This window comes from Gottfriedia luciferensis (genome assembly GCF_002156865.1).
Lineage (GTDB): Bacteria > Bacillota > Bacilli > Bacillales > Bacillaceae_G > Gottfriedia > Gottfriedia luciferensis.
Genome location: NZ_NCTA01000001.1, coordinates 110,969 through 131,310 on the forward strand (window position 1 = coordinate 110,969; position 20,342 = coordinate 131,310).

A 20,342-nucleotide genomic window follows, 5' to 3' on the forward strand; every position below is an offset into this window, starting at 1 on the left:
ATCCCCTTGATGTAATTTATTACATCAAAAAGGACCTAGCAAATGCTAGGTCTTTTTTTTGTATCACCGATATATTGGAAAAAAGTATGCTCTTTCCGAACAATTTTCTTAACTTCTCGTAGTAGAATTAATTTCTTTAATTCTAATTCAATTTGTTGAGTAGATTTCTCATAAATTGTACAAAGTTCCTTGATTGTAACAAAAGGTTGAAATTTTATAAATTCAACAAGTTCAGGTAGTTCTTGTTTCTGTAACTCAGTATTCGTCATTAGCTTTAATATATTTACATAAGTTTGATAACTTTCAAATCCTGTTACCTTCAAACCCTCTTCTTCAATATTTTCATTAAAAAATACGATGCTAGGGATTTCGGTTACATGCATTTCTTTCGTAACTTTAATGTCACATTGAAAAGCTTTAATCGATAGGGGACTGTGTAAATCCTCTATAAACTCTTTTACATCAATCGCTATTTCTTCTGCGCATTGAATCAGAACATCTTTTTTTGTAATGTCAAAATCCATTAAGAAATAATATTCTTGTAATTTCTTTAAATAATTAACGCCTGCAGTTCTACCTTGTAGTTCTGCCGCTTTAATTGCAATCGCTGAGTAATAAGGATATAGCTCTTTATTATCAATCCATAGGTGGTCATCGCAAAGGATATCAGATCTGCTAGCAGTTTTTTCCCAAACAAATGACAACTGAGATGGACGTTTTTCTAATAATTTTTTTGTTGTGTAATATCGATTAACTGGAATGAACGTAGATGAAAAGTATTGGCCATATTCTAAATGGAACTTTTTTAAAAGAGTACTAAAATCCCAACAATTATTACAAAGTGGATCTATGAATACATACAATTCAATCGATTTTTTTGTACAATTCTGCTCGGAAAGCGTGATTGGTTCATTTTTATATTGTTTGTCATTCATATATTTCACCCTTAATGCAATTCATACATCCGTACTATAACAGACATGAAAATTAATTTGTAAGATATAACACGTTTGTTCTCTAATCGTATTGTAGCAACGGATAGTTAATATTTCAAATATGTTGCACTATTTTTAGTGAATCTATTAATATTTTTGTTATTTTACGTTGTTTCTACAAAAGAGCAGGAACAAGGAAATGCAGGATTAAGAAGAAAATATAAAAGAACCTAACGATATTTATTGATCCACTAATTAAATTCCTGTACCACCTGCACTTCCTGCTCTTAACACCTTCCACTCCAATCGATGTCATTAAATACTCTACACTATTGATTCTACAATAAACCTTTCAAAAATGTCTTTTTTAAGTATCAACAATTAACTTTAAAAGAGTCTAAACAAAAAACTCCATATCAATATTGATATGGAGCAGAAGTTGCTTATGCATAATACGATTCAGTTACTTTACGAACATAATTTTGAGTTTCTTTAAATGGGGGGATTCCACCATATTTTTTTACATTACCACTACCAGCATTATATGCAGCAAGTGCAAGTTCAATATTACCATTATATTTACGTAAATTTGCTTTTATCATACGTGTTCCAGCTTCAATGTTTTGTTTTGGATCAAAAGGATTTGTAATTCCATATGATTCAAAATTAGAAGGCATAATTTGCATTAAACCTTTCGCTCCTACACTACTAACAGCATTTGGATTAAATCCAGATTCATGTTTAATAATTGATCTAATTAGTTTCGGATCAACATCATATTTATTTGCCATTTCATTAATAATACGATCAACATTGCTATTAGTTTTTTTGATTGATGAAGAGGAAGTAGTTCCTGCTATTTCATCTTCGATTAGTTGAACTGGCGAAGTAGTTGATTTACCTAATAATTGAGCAACTGTTTCACCATAGCTTAAAGTCGGTTGTGGTATATCGATAATATTAGATGACGTCGATAACCCTAATGAATTTAGTTCATTATTAAATAAAGAACTAAATAAAGAGGTTGTCGCATTTTCGTCTTTTTGATTTGTACCTGATAGTTGATTCATGTTGCTTAATGCTTGTAGCTGAATAAGTTTTTGGAGCATTCCAACATCCATTTCTACTTCTCTCCTATAAATCCTTGTTTAACATTAAAAAAACGTTTAATTTTATTTAGTGTCTCACGTTGAGGAATATGATGATTTTCTAATAGGGTAATAAATTTTTGTTTACCAACTATTTCATCCGATACTTCATATTCTAATTCATAATCCTCATGATTTAAATAAGTACTATGGTCTAAAACTAACAACCCATTTTCATAAGGAAATTCTACTCTATTTGTTGTTAATTCACCTATCAATGATAAATCATCTAAATTTAAATGATTTTCAATTATGTATTCTTTAACTTCTCCTTCAGGAAGAATGCTTGTAGCTAACATGTTTTTCGCTTCAGCTTCACTAATTTTTTGATTTATTTCTAGGTGACCGATCGACTGTTTAATTTTTAAAGTTAAAGTAAATGATGTTTGGGACTTTTGTCTGATTCTTAAAGCTCCTCCAAATTTTTTAATTGTAAAATCAGGTGTTTCAAAATAAAAATTTGTTTGTGAACGAAATTGTGAGTCATTAATTTGAAAAGAGGTTTTAAGCTTGTCAAATTCTTCTTTCGTTAAAAGATTCTTAAATTCAATTTCAATTTCTTTAGCCATAAACTTACTCCTTATTTTTTAAATTTTTTAAATAAAAGCTATATAAAATTTAACGAAATCAACCTTGTTAATGAGAGTGCTAGTCGTCTATTTTCTATTTGATATGTTACAATAGAAATGGTCAAAATTGAATAAAATACATACATTAAAAAGGTTGAGGTTTTACGATGAGAAAAATGCTTGAAATTAATGGTACAAATATAAATGAAGATGGATTATTTTTATTAATCGATGATCAAAAAATAAACCTTGAGCAATGTCATGAAGTTGGTACAATGATTGCAGATTCAGATCAAAGTTCATTATTGTATATAATAGAAGAAAACGAAGAATTTGTATATGTCACTGTTTCTTTTGAATATTGGTCAGACTTAAAAAAAGCAATTGATCAAAAGTTAAATGTATTTTTAAAAGCTGGTGAAGCAAACCTTTCACTTGATAATTGGAATGATGAATTAACCTACTTAATTCAAAATGTTGAGGGGAATTTTAATTATGGAGAAGAGTTTGTAAAGCAGATTCAAAGTGTGTTTTTAGAAGAGAAGTAAGTTGGTGGTGATTGGTATGAACGGTCAATGGGAAAGTTTTTTAGCACCTTATGAACAAGCAGTAAGTGAATTGAAAATTAAGCTAAAAGGGATTAGAAAGCAGTTTGAAGAAACTAATCAGCATTCCCCAATTGAGTTTGTTACTGGGAGAGTAAAACCTATTCATAGCATTGTTAATAAGACAATAAGAAAAGGAATTCCGTTAGCAAATTTAGAAACTGAGTTACAAGATATCGCTGGACTTAGGATGATGTGCCAATTTGTTGAGGATATTAAGAATGTAGTGGAGCTACTTCGAAAACGTAAAGATTTTACAATTATCGAAGAGCGTGATTACATTACGAATAAAAAGGATAGCGGATATCGCTCGTATCACGTTGTTGTTGAATACCCTGTTCAAACAATTGAAGGTGAGCGAAAAGTTCTTGTAGAGATTCAAATCCGTACACTTGCAATGAATTTCTGGGCAACAATTGAACATTCATTAAACTATAAATATAAAGGGCAATATCCTGAAAATATTCTTGAACGATTACAAAGAGCAGCTGAAGCAGCATTTTTACTTGATGAAGAAATGTCGCTAATTAGAGGAGAGATTCAAGAAGCGCAGGCTGAATTCTCGAAAAAAAACGACCAATAAGGGAAGGACGAGAACATGAAATTCGTAATTATGTCTAAGGGCGACCAAGAGTCCAATGAGTTGACGAAACGAATGAGAGATTATTTAGAGAGTTTTAATTTTGTATTTGATGAAGTAAATCCTGAAATTGCCATTTCAGTAGGTGGAGATGGGACCTTACTTAAAGCTTTTCATAATTACACGCATCTTCTCGATAAAGTATCTTTCGTAGGGGTTCATACTGGTCATCTAGGATTTTACGCCGATTGGGTTCCTAGTGAAGTAGAAAAGCTTGTTATTGCGATAGCTAAAACGCCATTTCAAGTAGTCGAATATCCTTTATTGGAAGTTATAATTCGTTACAAAGATGGAAAAAAGGAAATGCAAACTTTAGCTTTAAATGAATGCACAATTAAAGGTCTAGAAGGTACATTAGTGATTGATGTTGAAATAAAAGGACAGCATTTCGAGACATTTAGAGGAGATGGACTTTGCATTTCAACACCATCTGGAAGTACAGCGTATAATAAAGCCTTAGGTGGTGCAATTATTCATCCATCAATTGAAGCGATTCAAATTGCCGAAATGGCATCAATTAATAATCGGGTGTTTCGTACAATTGGATCACCACTTGTATTGCCAAAACATCATACATGTTTATTAAAACCAGTAAGGAACGCGAACTTTCAAATCACTTTAGATCATAAAACGATTGTGCATCAAGACGTTAAATCGATCCAATGCCGTGTAGCGCATGAAAAAGTACGATTTGCACGTTTTAGACCATTTCCATTTTGGAAGCGTGTCGTTGATTCTTTTGTTAAATAGTAATGGTGATAAAAATGGAGCAATTTTATTTATCTTGGGAAGTAAATAAAGAACATCAAGGTATGTTATTAAGGGAGTTCCTTAAATTAAAGGAACTCTCTAAACGTGCTTTAACTGATATAAAATTTCAAGGTGGAAAAATTACAGTAAATGGTGACGAAAAAACAGTTCGAACTGTGTTAAATGAGTCTGATCGTGTGCAAGTATTTTTTCCAATTGAAAAACCTAGTGAAGATCTTGTTGCAGAAGATATTCCTTTTGAAATTATTTATGAAGATGATGCCGTATTAATAGTAAATAAGCCTTTTGGGATACCTAGTATACCTTCAAGAGAGCACCCAAAAGGAACGCTTGCTAACGGTTTATTACATTATTATCAATCGATTGGACTCCCATCAACAATTCATATCGTAACCAGATTAGACAAAGATACATCAGGGTTAATGTTGGTCGCAAAAAATCGCTATATTCATTATCTATTTTCAAAAAATGAATTGAAAAATGTAGAAAGAAAATATTTAGCTATTGTTCATGGACGAATGAATGAATGTGAAGGAGTTATTAGAGCAAAAATTGGTCGAAAAAATAATAGTATTATAGAACGCGTTATTTCAGAGGATGGACAGGAAGCAATTACGCACTTTAAAGTACTTACAAGCTTTGAAGACTATTCGATTGTTGAATTAGTACTTGAAACAGGAAGGACGCATCAAATACGTGTCCATATGTCTTCAATTGGTCATCCTTTAATAGGGGATGATTTATATGGGGGTCAAACTAATACGTTGAAAAGACAAGCACTACATAGCTATCAATTGTCCTTTACTCATCCAATTGATCAATCGATTAAAAAATTTGAAACCGGTTTCCCGGATGACTTAAAGAATTGGTTACAGCGATAAAATGTCAAGCCTTAAATTTGTCAAAATTTTGTATAAATTATTGACATTGTATGAATAATAGCTTATTTTTAAAATGTAGTGTTTCTACCATGGGGATGGAAGAGACTAAAATAAATAGCTGATGAGTGGACGCCTACTTAATCAGCACATAAGTAGGTTCCATTCGGAAACCTACTTTTTTATTGTTTTATAGACAATTGAATTAATCATTGTAATAATTAAATTTCTCCTCGACATACGGCATCGAAGACTGAACTTGAGTAAAATTATGCTCGGGATACGAAAAAGCTGTTAGTTTGCCACCAAAAACAGCACCAGTATCAATATTAATTGTGTTATTTAATTCTCTAGGCTCTTTAATAGGCGTGTGACCATAAATAATTAAAGCTTTCCCTTTGTATTCTTTTGCCCAATCTTTTCTTACGGGCATACCATTTGGTAGTACGTCGCCATTAATATCTCCATATAAAACAAATGTTTTAACATTATTGGAATGTTTTCCAATCATATCCTCTCGAATTCCAGCATGGCATACAACTAACTTACCATTATCCAATACATTATAAAGAGGAGAGGCCTCATAAAGTTTCTTAAATGATTCTTGATAATGATTTCTTTCTTTCCCACTAAGTAAATCTAATTCTGCGACTGTTGTTTCAAGACCATGTTGAATTTTTACATTACGTCCAAGAAAATAGCGATAAAGTTTATTACAATGATTCCCCGGTGAATAAAGTGCTAACTTATGCTTCATTACAAGCTCATATACTACTTTAATTACTGCAAGCGAATTTGGTCCTCGATCCGTTAAATCACCTACGAAAACTAACTTCCGCTGATCAGGGTGTATAGGAACATTCTTTTCCCATGAATAACCAAGCTTTTTCGTTAGTTCAACAAATTCATCATAACAACCATGAATATCTCCGATTACATCATATTTCATTTTATCAATCCTCTTATTTTTAAATAGTGTACGAGCTGTGCCTCACACACTTCGTTTCTTATATGTAGTATATCCAAAGTTGAGAACTGGAAGTTAATGAATTAAATAGAGTAAATCAAAAAAGCAGGCTCAAAATCTATTGATCATTGAGCCTGCTTTTTCTTTTGTTCTTAATCAAACATATATTTATTTGTTCTAGATCTTACATTTAGTATGAAACCAATTGCAAGTAGGTTTGTTGCAAGAGAACTTCCTCCGTAACTTACGAATGGTAGAGTAATACCAGTGATTGGTAGAAGACCAATCGTCATACCAATGTTTTGGAATATTTGGAAGGTGAACATACCGACTACACCTGCGCAAATATAGCTACCAAATTTGTCGTTACTTTCTAAAGCAATGTGAATCATTCGATAGATCAGTAAGAAGAATAATGAAATTACGATACTAGCTCCTATAAATCCGTATTGTTCACAGATTACTGTAAAAATAAAATCCGTATGTGGTTCTGGGAAGTACGCTTCCCCTTGATGAAATCCTTTACCTGTAAGCATTCCAGAACCTGCTGCCATTAAAGCTTGAGTAAGCTGGTAACCTTGCGAAGGATACTCATAAGGCGCTAACCAGCCGTAGAAACGGTTTAATTGATACTCTTGTAGTACATGAGATGTAAAGAATTCGAAATGATAAAAGTATAGATAAACCATTAAAGAGCCCATTGCTACAGTTAATCCTACTAGTCCAAGAATATAACGCCAACGAATTCCTGCAACTAAAATCATTGTTGCAATAATTGCACACATAACCATTGTATTCCCTAAATCGGGCTCTTTTGCAATCAGTAAAAGTGGAGGCAATGCAGTAGCAAAAATCTTACCTAATAGTAATAAATCTTCTCTTTTTCCACGAACTGCATACTTTTCGTTATGTCTTGAAATAATTGTTCCTAAAATGATGATCATAAAAATTTTCATTAATTCAGATGGTTGGAAGTTACCAATACCGGGTAAACTGTACCATGCAGTTGCACCTTTAATGGTTTTAGCACCTGGGATATGTAACTCTAGTCCAAGTAGTAGAATTAATCCTACTCCATACATATACCAAATGACATTTTTATATCGATCAAAATCAATTATCATTATAACTGCAATTCCAACAAGTCCAATGATATACCATTTAATTTGTTGTGCAGCGAAATTGATGTTTCTTAGATTTGCAGGAAGGCTTGGCATTGCACTTGTAATTGCAAGATAACTTACAGCTGCAATACAAAATAGGATAAATAGTAATTTAAAATCAATTTGAAAGGGAGATGTACGGTCTTCCTTCATGTCCTCACCTCTCTATATTTTGTTTTATTAGTATGCTTTTAATTAGGCATATTTAATGTACGACAATCACCATTATAATTTATTTTTGTCTTTAAAGGAATTAAAAAACGATAAACTCTTTTTAAATATCCTATTATATTTATATTTTAAGTGGATAAAGCTATATTTAACTTTACTATTTTCAATTGATAGTATTTGTGCTACTATTTTAGTATCTAGTACTAATAACTAATGATAAAGGAGACAAATGATATGATTTCATTAAAAGGTAAAACATTTGTTGTTATGGGTGTTGCAAACTTCCGTAGTATCGCTTGGGGAATCGCACAATCCTTACATAGCGCGGGAGCAAATTTAATCTTTACATATGCAAACGAAAGATTAGAAAAGGGTGTACGTGAACTTTCAGATAGTCTTGAGAATCCAAACAATATTCTAGTTCAATGTGATGTAACAAGTGATGAAGATTTAGCAAAATGCTTTGCTTCAATTAAAGAGCAAGTTGGAACAATTCATGGTGTTGCACATTGTATCGCTTTTGCAAATAAAGAAGATTTAAAAGGTGAGTTTGTAGATACAAGTCGTGATGGATACTTACTGTCTCAAAATATTAGTGCTTACTCATTAGTAGGAGTAGCACGTGAAGCAAAACCTTTAATGGTTGAGGGTGGAAGCATTGTAACGTTAACTTACTTAGGTGGAGAGCGTGTAATGCAAAACTACAATTTAATGGGTGTTTCAAAAGCTGCTCTTGAAGCTTCAGTTCGTTATTTAGCTAACGATCTTGGTAAATATAATATCCGTGTAAATTCGATTTCAGCTGGACCAATTCGTACGCTTTCTGCTAAAGGTGTAGGAGACTTTAATACAATTTTAAAAGAAATTGAAGAAAAAGCTCCATTACGTAGAAATGTAACGCAAGAAGAAGTTGGAGATTCAGCGTTATTCTTATTCAGTGACCTAGCAAGAGGAGTTACTGGAGAAAACCTTCATGTTGACTCTGGATACCATATAATGGGATAAGAGAAGCAGTGAGGAAATAGAAGCTCGATTGAGCTTCTATTTTTTTTATTCAAGAAATGAAATTATGACAGGGGAGGAGCAGTGAGGAGCAGGAAAGAGCGGGAATGGCAGGGAAACATTTAGGACTTCTTTTAAGCATTTTAAATCTTTTCCTTGCTCCTTAATCCTGCCTTTCCTTGTTCCTGCTCTTAAAGCATCCTGGAACGGAAATCAACCTTCTTTTTTTATCAGAGCAAATAAAAAAAATGCCATTTTATGAATTTACATAAGATGGCACTTTTATTTTAGAGTAAACCTTTTAAATCTAATCTTTACGGAATAAAAATCGATTTTAAGTGACGCAGACCTACTAATTTGCTTTCTCCTCTTGATGTTGTTAATTCAATGAAATTTGAATCAATGGAACTTAACTTTCCAATATATTCATAATGTTCTCCGCTGTTCATTACAACTAATTCACCAATTAACTTATTTAACTGTACGTCTAAAGTACGTGCAAGAGGGATATTTGAAGGGTTTACAGGTAATAAATTGTTCGTTAACAAATACGGGGTTTTTTCAGTGAGATAAGGTATTAACCATTTTAAATGCTGCAACGATATATACATGATTTTATAAATAGGTGAATAAAATACAAAGTAATTATTCATGATCGTTGTAATAAAACCGTGAAAAGAATGATTATTTGAAAGGTTAATTTCAACAAAAATTCCTTTAGCAGCTGTTAATACTTTGCGTAAGGATAATTCATCTTTTTCATGTTCTAATTCTTGTAAAGAAGGAATAGCTCCATAAGATTCTTCTAAATAACTTTCACTGAGGTTTTGAATATGCAATAAAGGAATATAAAGAAAATTTTCTCCATTGAAAACAACTAATAAATCGTTTCCCACATCAATTAAGATTCCATCAACATTACTGTTACCAGATATTTCAATTGTAACTTGTTTGTTGAGGAAGTTTTTGAAACTTGCCATGATTTTCTCCTTTCTAAAAAGATAAATCATATTTATTCAGACATATTTTTTTACTGAAAAAAGATTTTCATTTTTATTTTAATCGGGCATATCGATTAGATTGATAGTTTGTCTAAATAAAATAAATCATTTCATTTAAAGATTGGCAAGTAGTGCCTGTCTAATATGAATGAAAAAATATTTTAAATGTTAAATATTTTGTTGGAAGTGTTTCAGTCTAATAGCATTCTTCCAATGATCTATTTGTTTACCACTCAAAATTAAGTATTGTTGTATACTACTTATCAAATAACTTGTAAATCCATCAATCAACCCTTGATATATTCTTGATCTGAATGATTAGTAGTCTTTACAAAATTAGAATGGTATTGAATAAATGTTTAAAAAAAAGGGTCGTTTTATTTGAATAAAACGACCGTTCTAAACATTATTTTCTTCTTCTTAATGTTTGGCTTGTCGTATTACTTTTTTCGTAAACTTCAAATTTCTCTCCAAAACTTACACTCTTGATATGATAAGTAGCAATATACACTAGTTCATCGTTAAAAGAAATTTCTACATAATCATTGTTTGCATCAAGAAGAATACCTTCTACTTTGTCATGGCCACCGCGATTAATTTTTACCCAATTTCTAACTTGAGAATTTAATAAATCTACAAAATGCTCGTTAGGTAATAATTCAATCTCATTGTACATTTCATCATAAGATAATCTACCTTTAGCGAATGATGTTACACTTTTTAAATGAGAATATGGGAAGTAAATTACTCCTTCATTCTCTGTAAAAAGAGCAATATGTGTAGCATATGCGCCAATTAATAAACCTTCTTTAGATTCATGACCTCCTCGACCAATTCTAACTCCTTTACCTACGAATACTGAGAATAACTCTTTATTCACTTTTTCATCGCTCCTTGTTTTTTCTGTGCGGTTACAATGTATTTATATGTGCCCTGTCAATTGTTTGTACTAGGATATTTGTCCAATTTATATGAATATGTACAAAATTAGACAATTGTTGATAGGCATTTATGATGTATTCGTTCTTTTTTCGAGCTATTTAGTTGAGAAAAATTAACATGAGAATTGTTGTCCGTTCATATAATTTATGAGAGCACACTTACGAGGGAGGAACAACGATGGCAAGAAAGGAATCTAGAGAAGGAGTTAAGCCCTTACTATATATCGCGCAACCTGATTTTGAAGAAGCCAAGTTGAATGTGCAACAGTCTTATGTAGTGAAAGTAAATAAACAGGATCAGCAAACAAAAACAAAAGATAAAGAGTATGTAGTTTCTGAGGTTGAGAATTATGAAGAAAATGAAGAGATTGAAGAGATTGTAGAAATTGAAACTTTCGATAATGTAGATAATGATAACAATGAATTAGATGATCAACCAGAAGAAGAGAATACTTGGGTGAAGAAACCATTTAAGGCAATGACGAATGAAGAAAAAGTTTTATTTATGATAAATAAACCACATTATATTCCAAAGGTTGAATGCAGAATTCGTACGAATAATGATTTTTACATTGGATATATCATGGGGTATAACGAAGGGAAAGTTTCAATAAAAGTAGCATCGAATAATAATTTAGAAATCGATATTGAAAATATTGTAAGTATTCAAATGGTAGGTATTTAAACGGATAAAAAGGTGGTAGATCATGATCTACCACCCATAGTTTTTTAGTTTACATTAATCTTACAGGTTGCTAACGTGTACATCACGTAGGCATTGGATTGCACAGAAGCAATCTAAGTCAACAGTTACACAAGTGTTTGAAGCAACGAACATGTCACCGTCTACTAAGTTACAGAAATTAATTTGATTTTGGTCTTTGTCTTTATTTCCGCCTTGGTTATTAGTTTTAACAGGAACTAATGCTCTTAACACTGCACAGCAATCATCATCTACACTTTCAACTCGGAAAACAACTGTATCTTGGCAATTGTTGATTTGAGCGTTTTTGTTTTGGTTTTGGTTTTGGCCATCGCCGCCATCGCGTTGTTGAGCCATGATAGCTGTCATTGTGTTATTAAATGCTGGTACTCTAAATAATTCACCGTTTGCTAAATACAATAGGAAAGGGCGAGTATTTGCAAGTGGTACATTAGGGTTAGCACCTAAGAATGGAACGTCACAACCTGTTGGGCAAGTGTGTGTTGCGCAATCTTGTAGATCATTTATGAATTTTACAACGTCACAAACGCAATGATTTCTTTTTCTGTTGTGGTCGTCTTTACAACTCATCTTTTTCACTCCTTATCTTTTAAGATGGATATTACATTAATATGATATTAAGCAGGCGAAAAACGGTTACTGTAGATTTTTGCTTTTTTGGATAAATGGGCTTAGTAGAATAAAAGGCAGGAAGGAATAAGGGGGGAGAAGGGGAAAGAAGGGGATAGGAAGTGCTTTAGGTTAGGCGTAATTGCGGAAGAGAATGCTATTGTCCGTTATTTTTATTGCCACCTGCATTTCATTTTTCCTTGTCCCTGCACTTAACATGGATATGACATGGTTGCTGTTATTTCTTTTAATTTTGGCTAGTTTTCGTTTAACTCGATTGGTTGTTCATGACAAAATTACGTCTTTTCTAAGAAGACCTTTTATTGATGAGATTACAATTGAAGAAAATGGGATGCCTGTTACTTATACGAAGATTAAAGGTAGTGGATTACAATATTTCTTTGGAGAATTATTAAGCTGTACTTGGTGTAGCGGGATCTGGTGTACTGCATTTTTACTATTAATATATGTATTCTTTCCACATGTTGGAGAAATCATCATTATTTTATTGGCAGTTGCCGGTGCAGCAGGTGTGATTGAAACTATTGTTAATAGATTGAATTCATAATATTAGGTAGAACGATTAAAACTTACTTTCATATACTAAAAAGAACAAACTTTTTTAGGAGGGAAGCTATGTATAATCGTGGGCAAGGACAAATGACTCCATATCAATGGCAACAAATCCAACAACAACAGCAATATCAAATGCAACAACAAATGCAACAGCAGCAAGCGAATCAAGCAAATTATAATCCATATTACCAAGGTGTACCAGTCGGTTATGAAAAAAAATCAGGTTGCGGCTGTGGTAGCAGAACTACTAGACGTTAAATCATAAAAAGGTGAGCATAATTTGCTCACCTTTTATTTATAAATCGCTTAATTAATCTAGAAGGATTAGCTTTTTTTCCTCTTCTTTTTTGAAGAATCGATAAGTATAACAGTTTCCTAGCGCGTGTACATGCTACATATAAAAGTCGACGTTCTTCTTCTAATTGATCCAGGCTACCATTTTTTACTGATTCTAATGCATAGTCATGTGGAAATCCACCGTCTACAACACCGAGAATATAAACGTAATCATACTCTAATCCCTTTGAGCGGTGAGCGGTTAAAAGTGAAATATTTCCTTGTGGGGACTGAGTTTTTTTCTGCTTGTATTCTTTAAATTTAGCAGAAATATGGAAAGCGTGTTCCACAAACTCTCGAATCGATTTGAAATTTTTACTTACAACCTTTAAGTCTCTTAAATCATCTGAAGGTCGTTCAATTTTATTTGATTCATTTCCACGTTTTTTTATATAGTCAACAAATGCAGGACTTTCTTCAATTCGCTCAATTGCTTCTAGTGGAGTTGCACGTTTTAAATAGCGTAATACTTTTATTAGACTTTCGATCTTTTTGATTTGAAATGGTGCTGCACTTTTTATCGTTGTGAAGGCTTCTAAGAATGATAGATTCTGCATTACACTATTCATTTTTGCGTCTTGAAATGCTTGTTGCTTTAGAAATAAGACTGGTAAAATTTCTTTTAGCGCAGGTTGATGGTCTTCATCCTCTATTAATAATAAGAATGAAATCATTTTTCGAATAATTGGTCGGTCATAAAAAGAATCACCATCTTGATCGATTGTAAAAGGTAAACTAGTTGCAATTAAACGCTCAAAAACAGCTCTTGAGGCTGTATTCGTACGATAAAGTATTGCAAATTGTCCAGGATTAGCACCGTGGCTTATTTTATCCTTTATATCGTTAATAATCATAGTCGCTTCTTCTTCTTCATCGTAAGGGAAGAAGAATGAAGGAACTTGATCATAATCATATTGGGCATGCATTGATTTTACAAATCGATTTTTATTCGGTTTAATTACTTCATTTGCTAACGAAACGATTCCGTGAGTAGAGCGATAATTCTCGTTTAAATGATATATTTTTGCTCCGGGAAAATGTTCCTTAAAGTCTAAAATAAATCGTGGATCGCTTCCTCTAAAAGCATAGATTGACTGATCATCATCACCAACAGCAGTAATATTTTGTGTATGCTGAAAGAGGATTTTTAAGATATTAAATTGTATTTTATTAATATCCTGAAATTCATCAACTAATAAACATTTAAATCGGTTTTGATAATGTAAGAGCAGTTCATTGTTTTCATTTAACATCTCATAACAACCGAGAAGCATATCATCAAAATCAAATTGTCCATTTTCCTTTTTTAATAACTCATAGCCTTCGTATAAAGAGGCGACTTGTTCTTCCCAAGCATCATTTGCTCTTATTTCATGTGGATAAATACATGAGTTTTTCCATAAACCTATTTGCTGGATTGCTTGGTCGTAAGCAAATGTCTTTTCATCAATTTCGATGCGTCGTCCTATTTGTTTTAGCATAATTTCTTTTTGAAAATCCGATTTAATTAATCGACTTGAATCCCATTTTTCACGATTAAATCTTAAAAGCATTTTATAAAAAATACTATGAAAGGTTCCAATTTCCATGCTTTGGATTGAATAACCGAGAGCTTTCATTCGTTCTTTCATTTCAGCAGAGGCTTTTGATGTAAATGTAACAAGAATCATTTCATGAGGCATTAATCCACTATTCAATAGATGCATTGCACGAGTTGTAATCACTCTTGTTTTTCCACTACCAGCCCCAGCAAGTACAAGTAAAGGAGAACCAGTATGATGAACAGCGTTCCACTGTTGCTCATCTAGTGAAATTTGATTGATAACATAGTCATTACTTTTTGGTTCAATCTTTTGATATGGTGGAATATTATAAAAAGGTAATCTATTGATAAATTGATTTTCTTCTGCATTTTCAATTGTAGCAGTAGAAGAGATCGAACGATTAGTAGGGAGTTTAAAAAAACGATCATGATCTTGTTCAATAGAAGTAGTAGTTTTTTGAATTCTATTAATGAATTCTTGCTCGATTTCTAAATTTTGGTTTATACATTCTATATTTTGTTCCTTTTTTGAATGTGTAAAATGAGGGATATCATAAATAGATAAAGTTAAATATAGATTTTGATGACAATTAACACATTTAACTTCCCCACGTATGCTAGCTTGATATATTTCCTCATATCTTGAACGAGGGAATTCTGGTATATAAATTGTTTGATTTTGGTAGTTTGCAATTTTCATTATGTTCCCCCTTGAAATTAACAGCAGACTTATCTATGTTACCAAAAAGATTTGAGAACGAAAAGTGTATATGACTAATTGGAAAAAAGTATATTTTACATAGAGAAGTGAGGGAAATAAAATGGGCTATATTCCGCCATTGCATTATTCAGCATTTAATCACTATGTAGCACAAAGTAATAAATCTGTCTCGGTTCCATTTCTGTTTAAGAAAGTGCAGAAAACTAGTTTTCCAAAAGGGTATGAAGAAAGTCATTATAAGAATGTAGTTACGATGTATCGAAATACAAATCAGTCAAAACTTAATGATGATGTTTCAATTCAAAAGATTTTAAGTGAGATAACTGGGATTGGTAGAGTTGTAAATTTACTTGTCTAATCATCATTTAGTGACAGGGAAAGTTAGGCATTATGAAAAGATAAAAAAAAACTATGATCCGATTGAATCATAGTTTTTTTGTTTATTTTAATTTTAGCTTCATTTCTGCGTGAGGTATGCCAGCTTCAAAAAATAGTTGTTCAGAAGTGATTTCATATCCTAGTTTTTCATAAAATGGTATTGCCGATTCTTGGGCGCTAAGTACTAATTGAGCCAAGTTTTTTTCTTTCGCTGTTTTATGAATTAAGAACATGATTTCATTTCCGATTTTTTTTCCGCGGTATTCTTTTAGAACACAGATTCTTTGTACTTTTCCTGTTGATTCAATTAAACGTAATCGCCCTGCAGCAATTGGTTTCTCTCCATCATACGAAACAAAGTGAATGCATTCGTTATCTAGCCCATCAAACTCTAATTCTTTAGAGATTTGTTGTTCTTCTACAAACACTTCAACTCGAACGTTTAGAGCGTCTTGTATTTCTGAATCTGTTGCTGCAACGATTGTATGAATTGTCATTACTTACCACCTAATTTAAATGTTTCATAAACTTCCCAAGCACCGTTTTCTAATTGGTATACTAATTTAAAATTATCAACGACTTCATTTAATGTAAATTGGATCATGCGTAATTGGCCAAGGATATCAGAGAATTCAGCATCTTGTAGTTGCTGACCGATCGTAATATGAGGAACGAAAGCATATTCTTTCGTTTCTGGGAACGCGCCAGTATGCATTTTTTCATGAAGCTCTTTAAGTGCATCACCAGGTGTAACTTTTAAATAAATGACATTATTAACTGGTGCAAAAGAACTTACTCTATTAATTTCCATTTCAAATGGTTCAATCTGTTTAGCAGTTTCATTTAATTGTGCAATTATATTTGGAAGTTGATCTTCGTTTATTTCAAAAGCACTTCTTAGTGTAATATGAGGAGAAATTAACGTATAAGCTGGATCAAAACGTTTTCTGTACTCATTTGCCTTGTCTTGAACGAATTTAGATGGGAAAATAACAACGCCACATTTCATAAAAATTACCTCCTGTTTTCGATACTTATATTTTAATTTTAAAAATTAACTATACAAAAAATAACTAATTTTAATTATACCAAATTTTTAGAAAATCGATAAGTTGTACGAATTATTTTGATAAACTCTTTTTTAATAAATCCTCTAATTGCTTCTCCCAATTCGTCCAAGTATGGTCACCTTCATACTCTTGATAATGTAATTCCACTGGGAAATTAGCTAAGCAATCTTTTAACTCTAAACCACCTTTTACAAAATTGACCCACTGCTTACTTGGAGTGAATACATTTTCTTCTTGCTTACCAACTGTTTGAGCAATTGAAAGGATAGATGTTAATTTCGAATTACTTAAAAATTCCAGTACATCTTCGTTGACAAATGGAGATTGCATAATCACTTGCCCAAATGTATTTGGATATGTAAATGCAGCTTGAAGTGAAACCGTACCGCCTAATGAATCGCCGATTAATGTTCTGCTATGCGCTAATCCAAGTAGTGGTAAATGATCATCTAAATATGGAAGTAATTCTTCTGCTAAAAAGCGAATATAATTTTTTTGCCCAGGTTGAGATGGGTGATAAAGTTTAAAACGCTCCTCTGGCGAAGAATAAGGTATACCAACTACAATTGTAGGTTGGATCGAACCTTCTTTCGTTAATTTTTCAATTACTCGATGGATTTTACCTAAATTAAAATAATCTTGTCCATCTTGAGCAATTAATAGGTGATGTTTTATTAACGGAGTGTACTGGCTTGAATAGTATATTGTAAATGTAACTTCTTTTTTTATGTGTTCACTATATAAAGTATGTTCTTCTCTAGTACCGTTTGTTTGAATCATAAATGTCTCCTCTTCTTTTCCCTAGGATGATATAATTAGATGTTACTTCATACAAAAAATTAAGAAAAGTAAAAAGTATTAACGCTTTCAAAAAAAATAAAAATGAGGTGAAACATGACTAAAAAACAACCTAACGCAATGATGTCATTATTAATTTTGTCCATTATTGCAATTTCAACATCAGCGATTTTAGCCAAATGGACGAATGCTTCTCCATCTGTTTTAAGCATGTATCGCCTCTGGTTTACATGTATTTGGATGTTACCATTTGTATTAAAGCGAAAAAACGAATTAAAGGCTTTAAAAAAGTCACAATATAAATCCTTTGCCTTAGGTGGTTTAATGTTAGCAGTCCACTTTATCCTTTGGTATGGTTCATTAGTATTTACTTCAGTGGCGAGCTCTACAATTATACTAGCACTTCAACCACTAGTAGCAATGATTCTTGGTTATTTTGTCTTTAAAGAGAAAACGTCTATTCAATCTAAAATATGTATGATCATTGCCATTAGTGGTGTTTGTCTAATAGGATTCGGTGATATCGGGTTAAGTATGACAGCATTTAAAGGCGATATCCTTTCGTTTTTAAGTGTAATTGCTGCAGTACTCTATTTAATGGTTGGACAAACGACAGTAAAAAATACATCCCATTGGGTATATAGTTTTTGGGTATTTGCATTTTCAGCGGCATTTTTAACAATCTATAATATTGTAACAATGGATAATTTCTTTGATTATCAATCAAAAGATTGGATGATCTTTATCGCATCTGCCATCATACCATCATTAGCACATGTCATTAATAATTATTTATTAAATTACGTAAATGCAACGACTATTTCTATGAGTATATTAGGCGAACCGGTTGGTGCATCTATATTAGCATTTTTCTTACTCCAAGAAATGTTATCATCATTCCAGCTGATCGGAGGAACAATCGTAATCGTTAGTGTGTTCTTATATTTATATCAACAACAAAAAGAAGTTTCAACGATGCAACTGAAAACAGATAATTCCTCATCGGCGTGAAGGGCAGGAAAAGCAGGAAGAGCAGGAAAAGCAATTTATTTTTATGAACGTATACTCTTTTACTATACCCTTCATCCTGAAGTTACTTAATCTAGCTTAAAAAAACTTTCAAATCTAATTTTTGATTTGAAAGTTTTTTATTTTTTAATTAAAAATAGGTAAAATAGAGTTAGGGAATTAGAAAATAATTCCATTGTTCATTATTTCATTGGCGCTGTTTATGTTAATTGTTTAGACGTTTTCGGAAAAGATTTTATAGAATTTAAAAAATAGAATATTTAAAGAAATTGATTGGAGTGAAAGGTGGGAGACTCCTATGGGAGTAGCGGGAAGGGTGAGACCCCGCAGGCTTGCCGAGGAGGCTAAAGCCTCACGCCCCATGGAAAGCGAGCATCCTGGAACGGAAATCAATCTTCTTTAGAAGAGTTATTAAATTAATTATAAAAAGAAAAGGGTTCATTTATGAAAAAAAAGAAAAAAGCAAAAAATCCTCTCCATTACATATTTATTTCTTATATAATCATCACTCTTTTATTTTCATTTTTATATTATTTACCTTTTACTAGGATTGCGGAACTAAGTTATATAGATAGTTTATTTGTATCAACGAGTGCGATTAGTGTAACTGGATTAACAACTGTCAATTTAGTTGAGACATTTAATGTATGGGGTAAAATCCTTCTAATGATTCAAATGGAAATTGGCGCAATTGGTATCGTAGTATTTATTAGTTATGTATTTATGGTACTAGGTATCCGTATAACGATTTCAAATTTATTAGTATTATCAAAGGATCAAAATCAAAGTAGTATAAAGTCAATTAGAAGATTAAGTTTGTCAGTTTTATTTACTTCATTATTTTTTCAATTAATAGGTGGAACCATTTTTTATAGTCAATTTAGAGACAAGTATGATTCAACGAGCGAAACAATCCTCGTTACTGCTTTCCATTCGATCGCAAGCTTTACAAATACAGGCTTTGACTTGTTTGGAAATAGTTTACTATCGTTTCAAAAAAATAATGTAGTTCTTATCGTAACAGCGGCGTTAATTTTTATAGGTGGATTAGGCTATCCAACAATTATGGAATATATCTATCACTACAATAAGAAGAAATCATTATTTACAAGGATTAATATGCGTCTACATTTTTCCTTCATGATTATTGGAACAATTATCTTTTGGCTTTTAGAAAGCAATCACGCTTTTAAACATTTAAACTTCTTTGATAAGATGACAAACTCATTTTTTTTATCAGTAACAACTCGAAATGGTGGTTTTGCACCACTTAATATTGCAGAACTGACACTACCAGCTATCTTAATTATTTTGATGCTTATGTTTATCGGGGGAGCTTCCTCAAGCGCAGCCGGTGGAATCAGATTAACAACTGTCTCAGTTTTAATTGCAAAAATGATTTCAGTCATTAAATCTCAAGACGATACGATAATTTTTAGAACAAGTGTAAAACGACAGGTAGTTGACCGAGCATTTGTTATTGCAATGAGTTTTATACTTTTAATTTCGTTTGCAACGATCATCATTACAATTATTGAACCATTTCAGTTAGACTTGATCTTACTAGAGGTCATATCGGCTATTACAAATACTGGATTATCATTAGGTATAACAACAGAAATACATAGTTCAACAAAGTTCATATTAATTTTACTAATGTTTATTGGAAGAATTGGTATCTTCACAATGATTTATTTCGTGTTTAGAGTAAAAAATCAAAATTTAAAATATATTGAAAAAGACTTGGCAGTTGGGTAGGAGGAGTTT

At 32.0% G+C, this 20,342-nt stretch carries 23 protein-coding genes; 11 read left to right on the forward strand and 12 right to left on the reverse strand.

Going from position 1 to position 20,342, the window contains the following annotated elements; genetic code table 11:
• Positions 1-35: 35 nt before the first annotated feature.
• The 3 genes from B7R67_RS00570 to B7R67_RS00580 form a co-directional block, all read right to left on the reverse strand.
• A complete protein-coding gene (locus B7R67_RS00570; RefSeq protein ID WP_088066550.1) occupies positions 36-935 on the reverse strand; it encodes a DsbA family protein in 900 nt (299 codons plus the stop codon).
• A gap of 443 nt (positions 936-1,378) precedes the next feature.
• Positions 1,379-2,056, reverse strand: coding sequence for a lytic transglycosylase domain-containing protein (locus B7R67_RS00575; protein WP_088066553.1), 678 nt, complete (start codon positions 2,054-2,056; stop codon positions 1,379-1,381).
• 2 nt (positions 2,057-2,058) lie between these two features.
• Entirely contained in the window at positions 2,059-2,652 is a 594-nt protein-coding gene (locus tag B7R67_RS00580) for a CYTH domain-containing protein (RefSeq protein ID WP_088066555.1), read from the reverse strand.
• Positions 2,653-2,819: 167 nt separating this feature from the next.
• Here B7R67_RS00580 and B7R67_RS00585 point away from each other — a divergent pair, with 167 nt between their 5' ends.
• The 4 genes from B7R67_RS00585 to B7R67_RS00600 are packed head-to-tail and all read left to right on the forward strand — an operon-like array spanning position 2,820 to position 5,549.
• Positions 2,820-3,200 (forward strand): UPF0738 family protein, encoded by a 381-nt coding sequence (locus B7R67_RS00585; RefSeq protein WP_088066557.1) that lies wholly within the window; start codon positions 2,820-2,822, stop codon positions 3,198-3,200.
• Positions 3,201-3,216: 16 nt separating this feature from the next.
• Positions 3,217-3,840, forward strand: coding sequence for a GTP pyrophosphokinase (locus tag B7R67_RS00590; RefSeq protein WP_088066559.1), 624 nt, complete (start codon positions 3,217-3,219; stop codon positions 3,838-3,840).
• 15 nt (positions 3,841-3,855) lie between these two features.
• Positions 3,856-4,647, forward strand: a complete 792-nt coding sequence (locus B7R67_RS00595) for an NAD kinase (RefSeq protein WP_088066561.1) — start codon at positions 3,856-3,858, stop codon at positions 4,645-4,647.
• A gap of 14 nt (positions 4,648-4,661) precedes the next feature.
• Entirely contained in the window at positions 4,662-5,549 is an 888-nt protein-coding gene (locus tag B7R67_RS00600) for an RluA family pseudouridine synthase (RefSeq protein WP_235822049.1), read from the forward strand.
• A gap of 202 nt (positions 5,550-5,751) precedes the next feature.
• On the opposite strand, the gene prpE is transcribed toward B7R67_RS00600, so the two are convergent.
• Together prpE and B7R67_RS00610 are read right to left on the reverse strand one after the other, a co-directional pair.
• Entirely contained in the window at positions 5,752-6,495 is a 744-nt protein-coding gene (gene prpE / locus B7R67_RS00605; RefSeq protein ID WP_088066564.1) for a bis(5'-nucleosyl)-tetraphosphatase PrpE, read from the reverse strand.
• Between the two features lie 170 nt (positions 6,496-6,665).
• Positions 6,666-7,829, reverse strand: coding sequence for an FtsW/RodA/SpoVE family cell cycle protein (locus B7R67_RS00610; RefSeq protein WP_088066565.1), 1,164 nt, complete (start codon positions 7,827-7,829; stop codon positions 6,666-6,668).
• 252 nt (positions 7,830-8,081) lie between these two features.
• On the opposite strand from B7R67_RS00610, the gene fabI reads away from it, so the two are divergent.
• On the forward strand, positions 8,082-8,852 hold the full coding sequence (fabI, locus tag B7R67_RS00615; RefSeq protein WP_088066567.1) for an enoyl-ACP reductase FabI: 771 nt from the start codon (positions 8,082-8,084) through the stop codon (positions 8,850-8,852).
• Between the two features lie 311 nt (positions 8,853-9,163).
• Here the strand turns inward: fabI and B7R67_RS00620 are convergent, their stop codons facing one another.
• Positions 9,164-9,829: a DUF2642 domain-containing protein gene (locus tag B7R67_RS00620; protein ID WP_088066569.1), complete on the reverse strand. Its 666-nt coding sequence runs from the start codon at positions 9,827-9,829 to the stop codon at positions 9,164-9,166.
• A 427-nt stretch (positions 9,830-10,256) separates the two neighbouring features.
• Positions 10,257-10,730, reverse strand: coding sequence for a DUF2642 domain-containing protein (locus B7R67_RS00625; RefSeq protein ID WP_088066571.1), 474 nt, complete (start codon positions 10,728-10,730; stop codon positions 10,257-10,259).
• Between the two features lie 239 nt (positions 10,731-10,969).
• Between B7R67_RS00625 and B7R67_RS00630 the strand changes: the two genes are divergently transcribed.
• Entirely contained in the window at positions 10,970-11,476 is a 507-nt protein-coding gene (locus B7R67_RS00630) for a CotO family spore coat protein (protein WP_088066573.1), read from the forward strand.
• 60 nt (positions 11,477-11,536) lie between these two features.
• On the opposite strand, the gene B7R67_RS00635 is transcribed toward B7R67_RS00630, so the two are convergent.
• Positions 11,537-12,085, reverse strand: coding sequence for a CotY/CotZ family spore coat protein (locus B7R67_RS00635; protein WP_088066575.1), 549 nt, complete (start codon positions 12,083-12,085; stop codon positions 11,537-11,539).
• A gap of 256 nt (positions 12,086-12,341) precedes the next feature.
• Here B7R67_RS00635 and B7R67_RS00640 point away from each other — a divergent pair, with 256 nt between their 5' ends.
• Both B7R67_RS00640 and B7R67_RS00645 read left to right on the forward strand, forming a co-directional pair.
• On the forward strand, positions 12,342-12,692 hold the full coding sequence (locus B7R67_RS00640; protein ID WP_088067152.1) for a DUF1360 domain-containing protein: 351 nt from the start codon (positions 12,342-12,344) through the stop codon (positions 12,690-12,692).
• A gap of 68 nt (positions 12,693-12,760) precedes the next feature.
• Positions 12,761-12,958 carry a cytochrome C oxidase subunit III gene (locus tag B7R67_RS00645; RefSeq protein ID WP_088066576.1) on the forward strand — a complete coding sequence of 66 codons (198 nt, stop codon included), beginning with the start codon at positions 12,761-12,763 and terminating at the stop codon, positions 12,956-12,958.
• A 26-nt stretch (positions 12,959-12,984) separates the two neighbouring features.
• Here the strand turns inward: B7R67_RS00645 and B7R67_RS00650 are convergent, their stop codons facing one another.
• Positions 12,985-15,279 (reverse strand): ATP-dependent helicase, encoded by a 2,295-nt coding sequence (locus tag B7R67_RS00650; protein WP_088066577.1) that lies wholly within the window; start codon positions 15,277-15,279, stop codon positions 12,985-12,987.
• Positions 15,280-15,400: 121 nt separating this feature from the next.
• On the opposite strand from B7R67_RS00650, the gene B7R67_RS00655 reads away from it, so the two are divergent.
• On the forward strand, positions 15,401-15,658 hold the full coding sequence (locus B7R67_RS00655; RefSeq protein WP_088066579.1) for a hypothetical protein: 258 nt from the start codon (positions 15,401-15,403) through the stop codon (positions 15,656-15,658).
• A gap of 82 nt (positions 15,659-15,740) precedes the next feature.
• Here the strand turns inward: B7R67_RS00655 and B7R67_RS00660 are convergent, their stop codons facing one another.
• The 3 genes from B7R67_RS00660 to B7R67_RS00670 all read right to left on the reverse strand — a co-directional run bounded on the left by B7R67_RS00660 (position 15,741) and on the right by B7R67_RS00670 (position 17,528).
• Entirely contained in the window at positions 15,741-16,175 is a 435-nt protein-coding gene (locus tag B7R67_RS00660; RefSeq protein ID WP_088066581.1) for a GNAT family N-acetyltransferase, read from the reverse strand.
• Positions 16,175-16,687 carry a YjcG family protein gene (locus B7R67_RS00665; protein ID WP_088066583.1) on the reverse strand — a complete coding sequence of 171 codons (513 nt, stop codon included), beginning with the start codon at positions 16,685-16,687 and terminating at the stop codon, positions 16,175-16,177. Before B7R67_RS00665 ends, B7R67_RS00660 begins: the two co-directional genes overlap by 1 nt.
• A 112-nt stretch (positions 16,688-16,799) precedes the next feature.
• On the reverse strand, positions 16,800-17,528 hold the full coding sequence (locus B7R67_RS00670; protein WP_088066584.1) for an alpha/beta hydrolase: 729 nt from the start codon (positions 17,526-17,528) through the stop codon (positions 16,800-16,802).
• Between the two features lie 114 nt (positions 17,529-17,642).
• On the opposite strand from B7R67_RS00670, the gene B7R67_RS00675 reads away from it, so the two are divergent.
• Together B7R67_RS00675 and B7R67_RS00680 are read left to right on the forward strand one after the other, a co-directional pair.
• Positions 17,643-18,557 carry a DMT family transporter gene (locus tag B7R67_RS00675; protein WP_088066585.1) on the forward strand — a complete coding sequence of 305 codons (915 nt, stop codon included), beginning with the start codon at positions 17,643-17,645 and terminating at the stop codon, positions 18,555-18,557.
• A 462-nt stretch (positions 18,558-19,019) separates the two neighbouring features.
• Positions 19,020-20,333 (forward strand): TrkH family potassium uptake protein, encoded by a 1,314-nt coding sequence (locus B7R67_RS00680; protein WP_088066586.1) that lies wholly within the window; start codon positions 19,020-19,022, stop codon positions 20,331-20,333.
• The last annotated feature ends 9 nt before the right edge of the window (positions 20,334-20,342 follow it).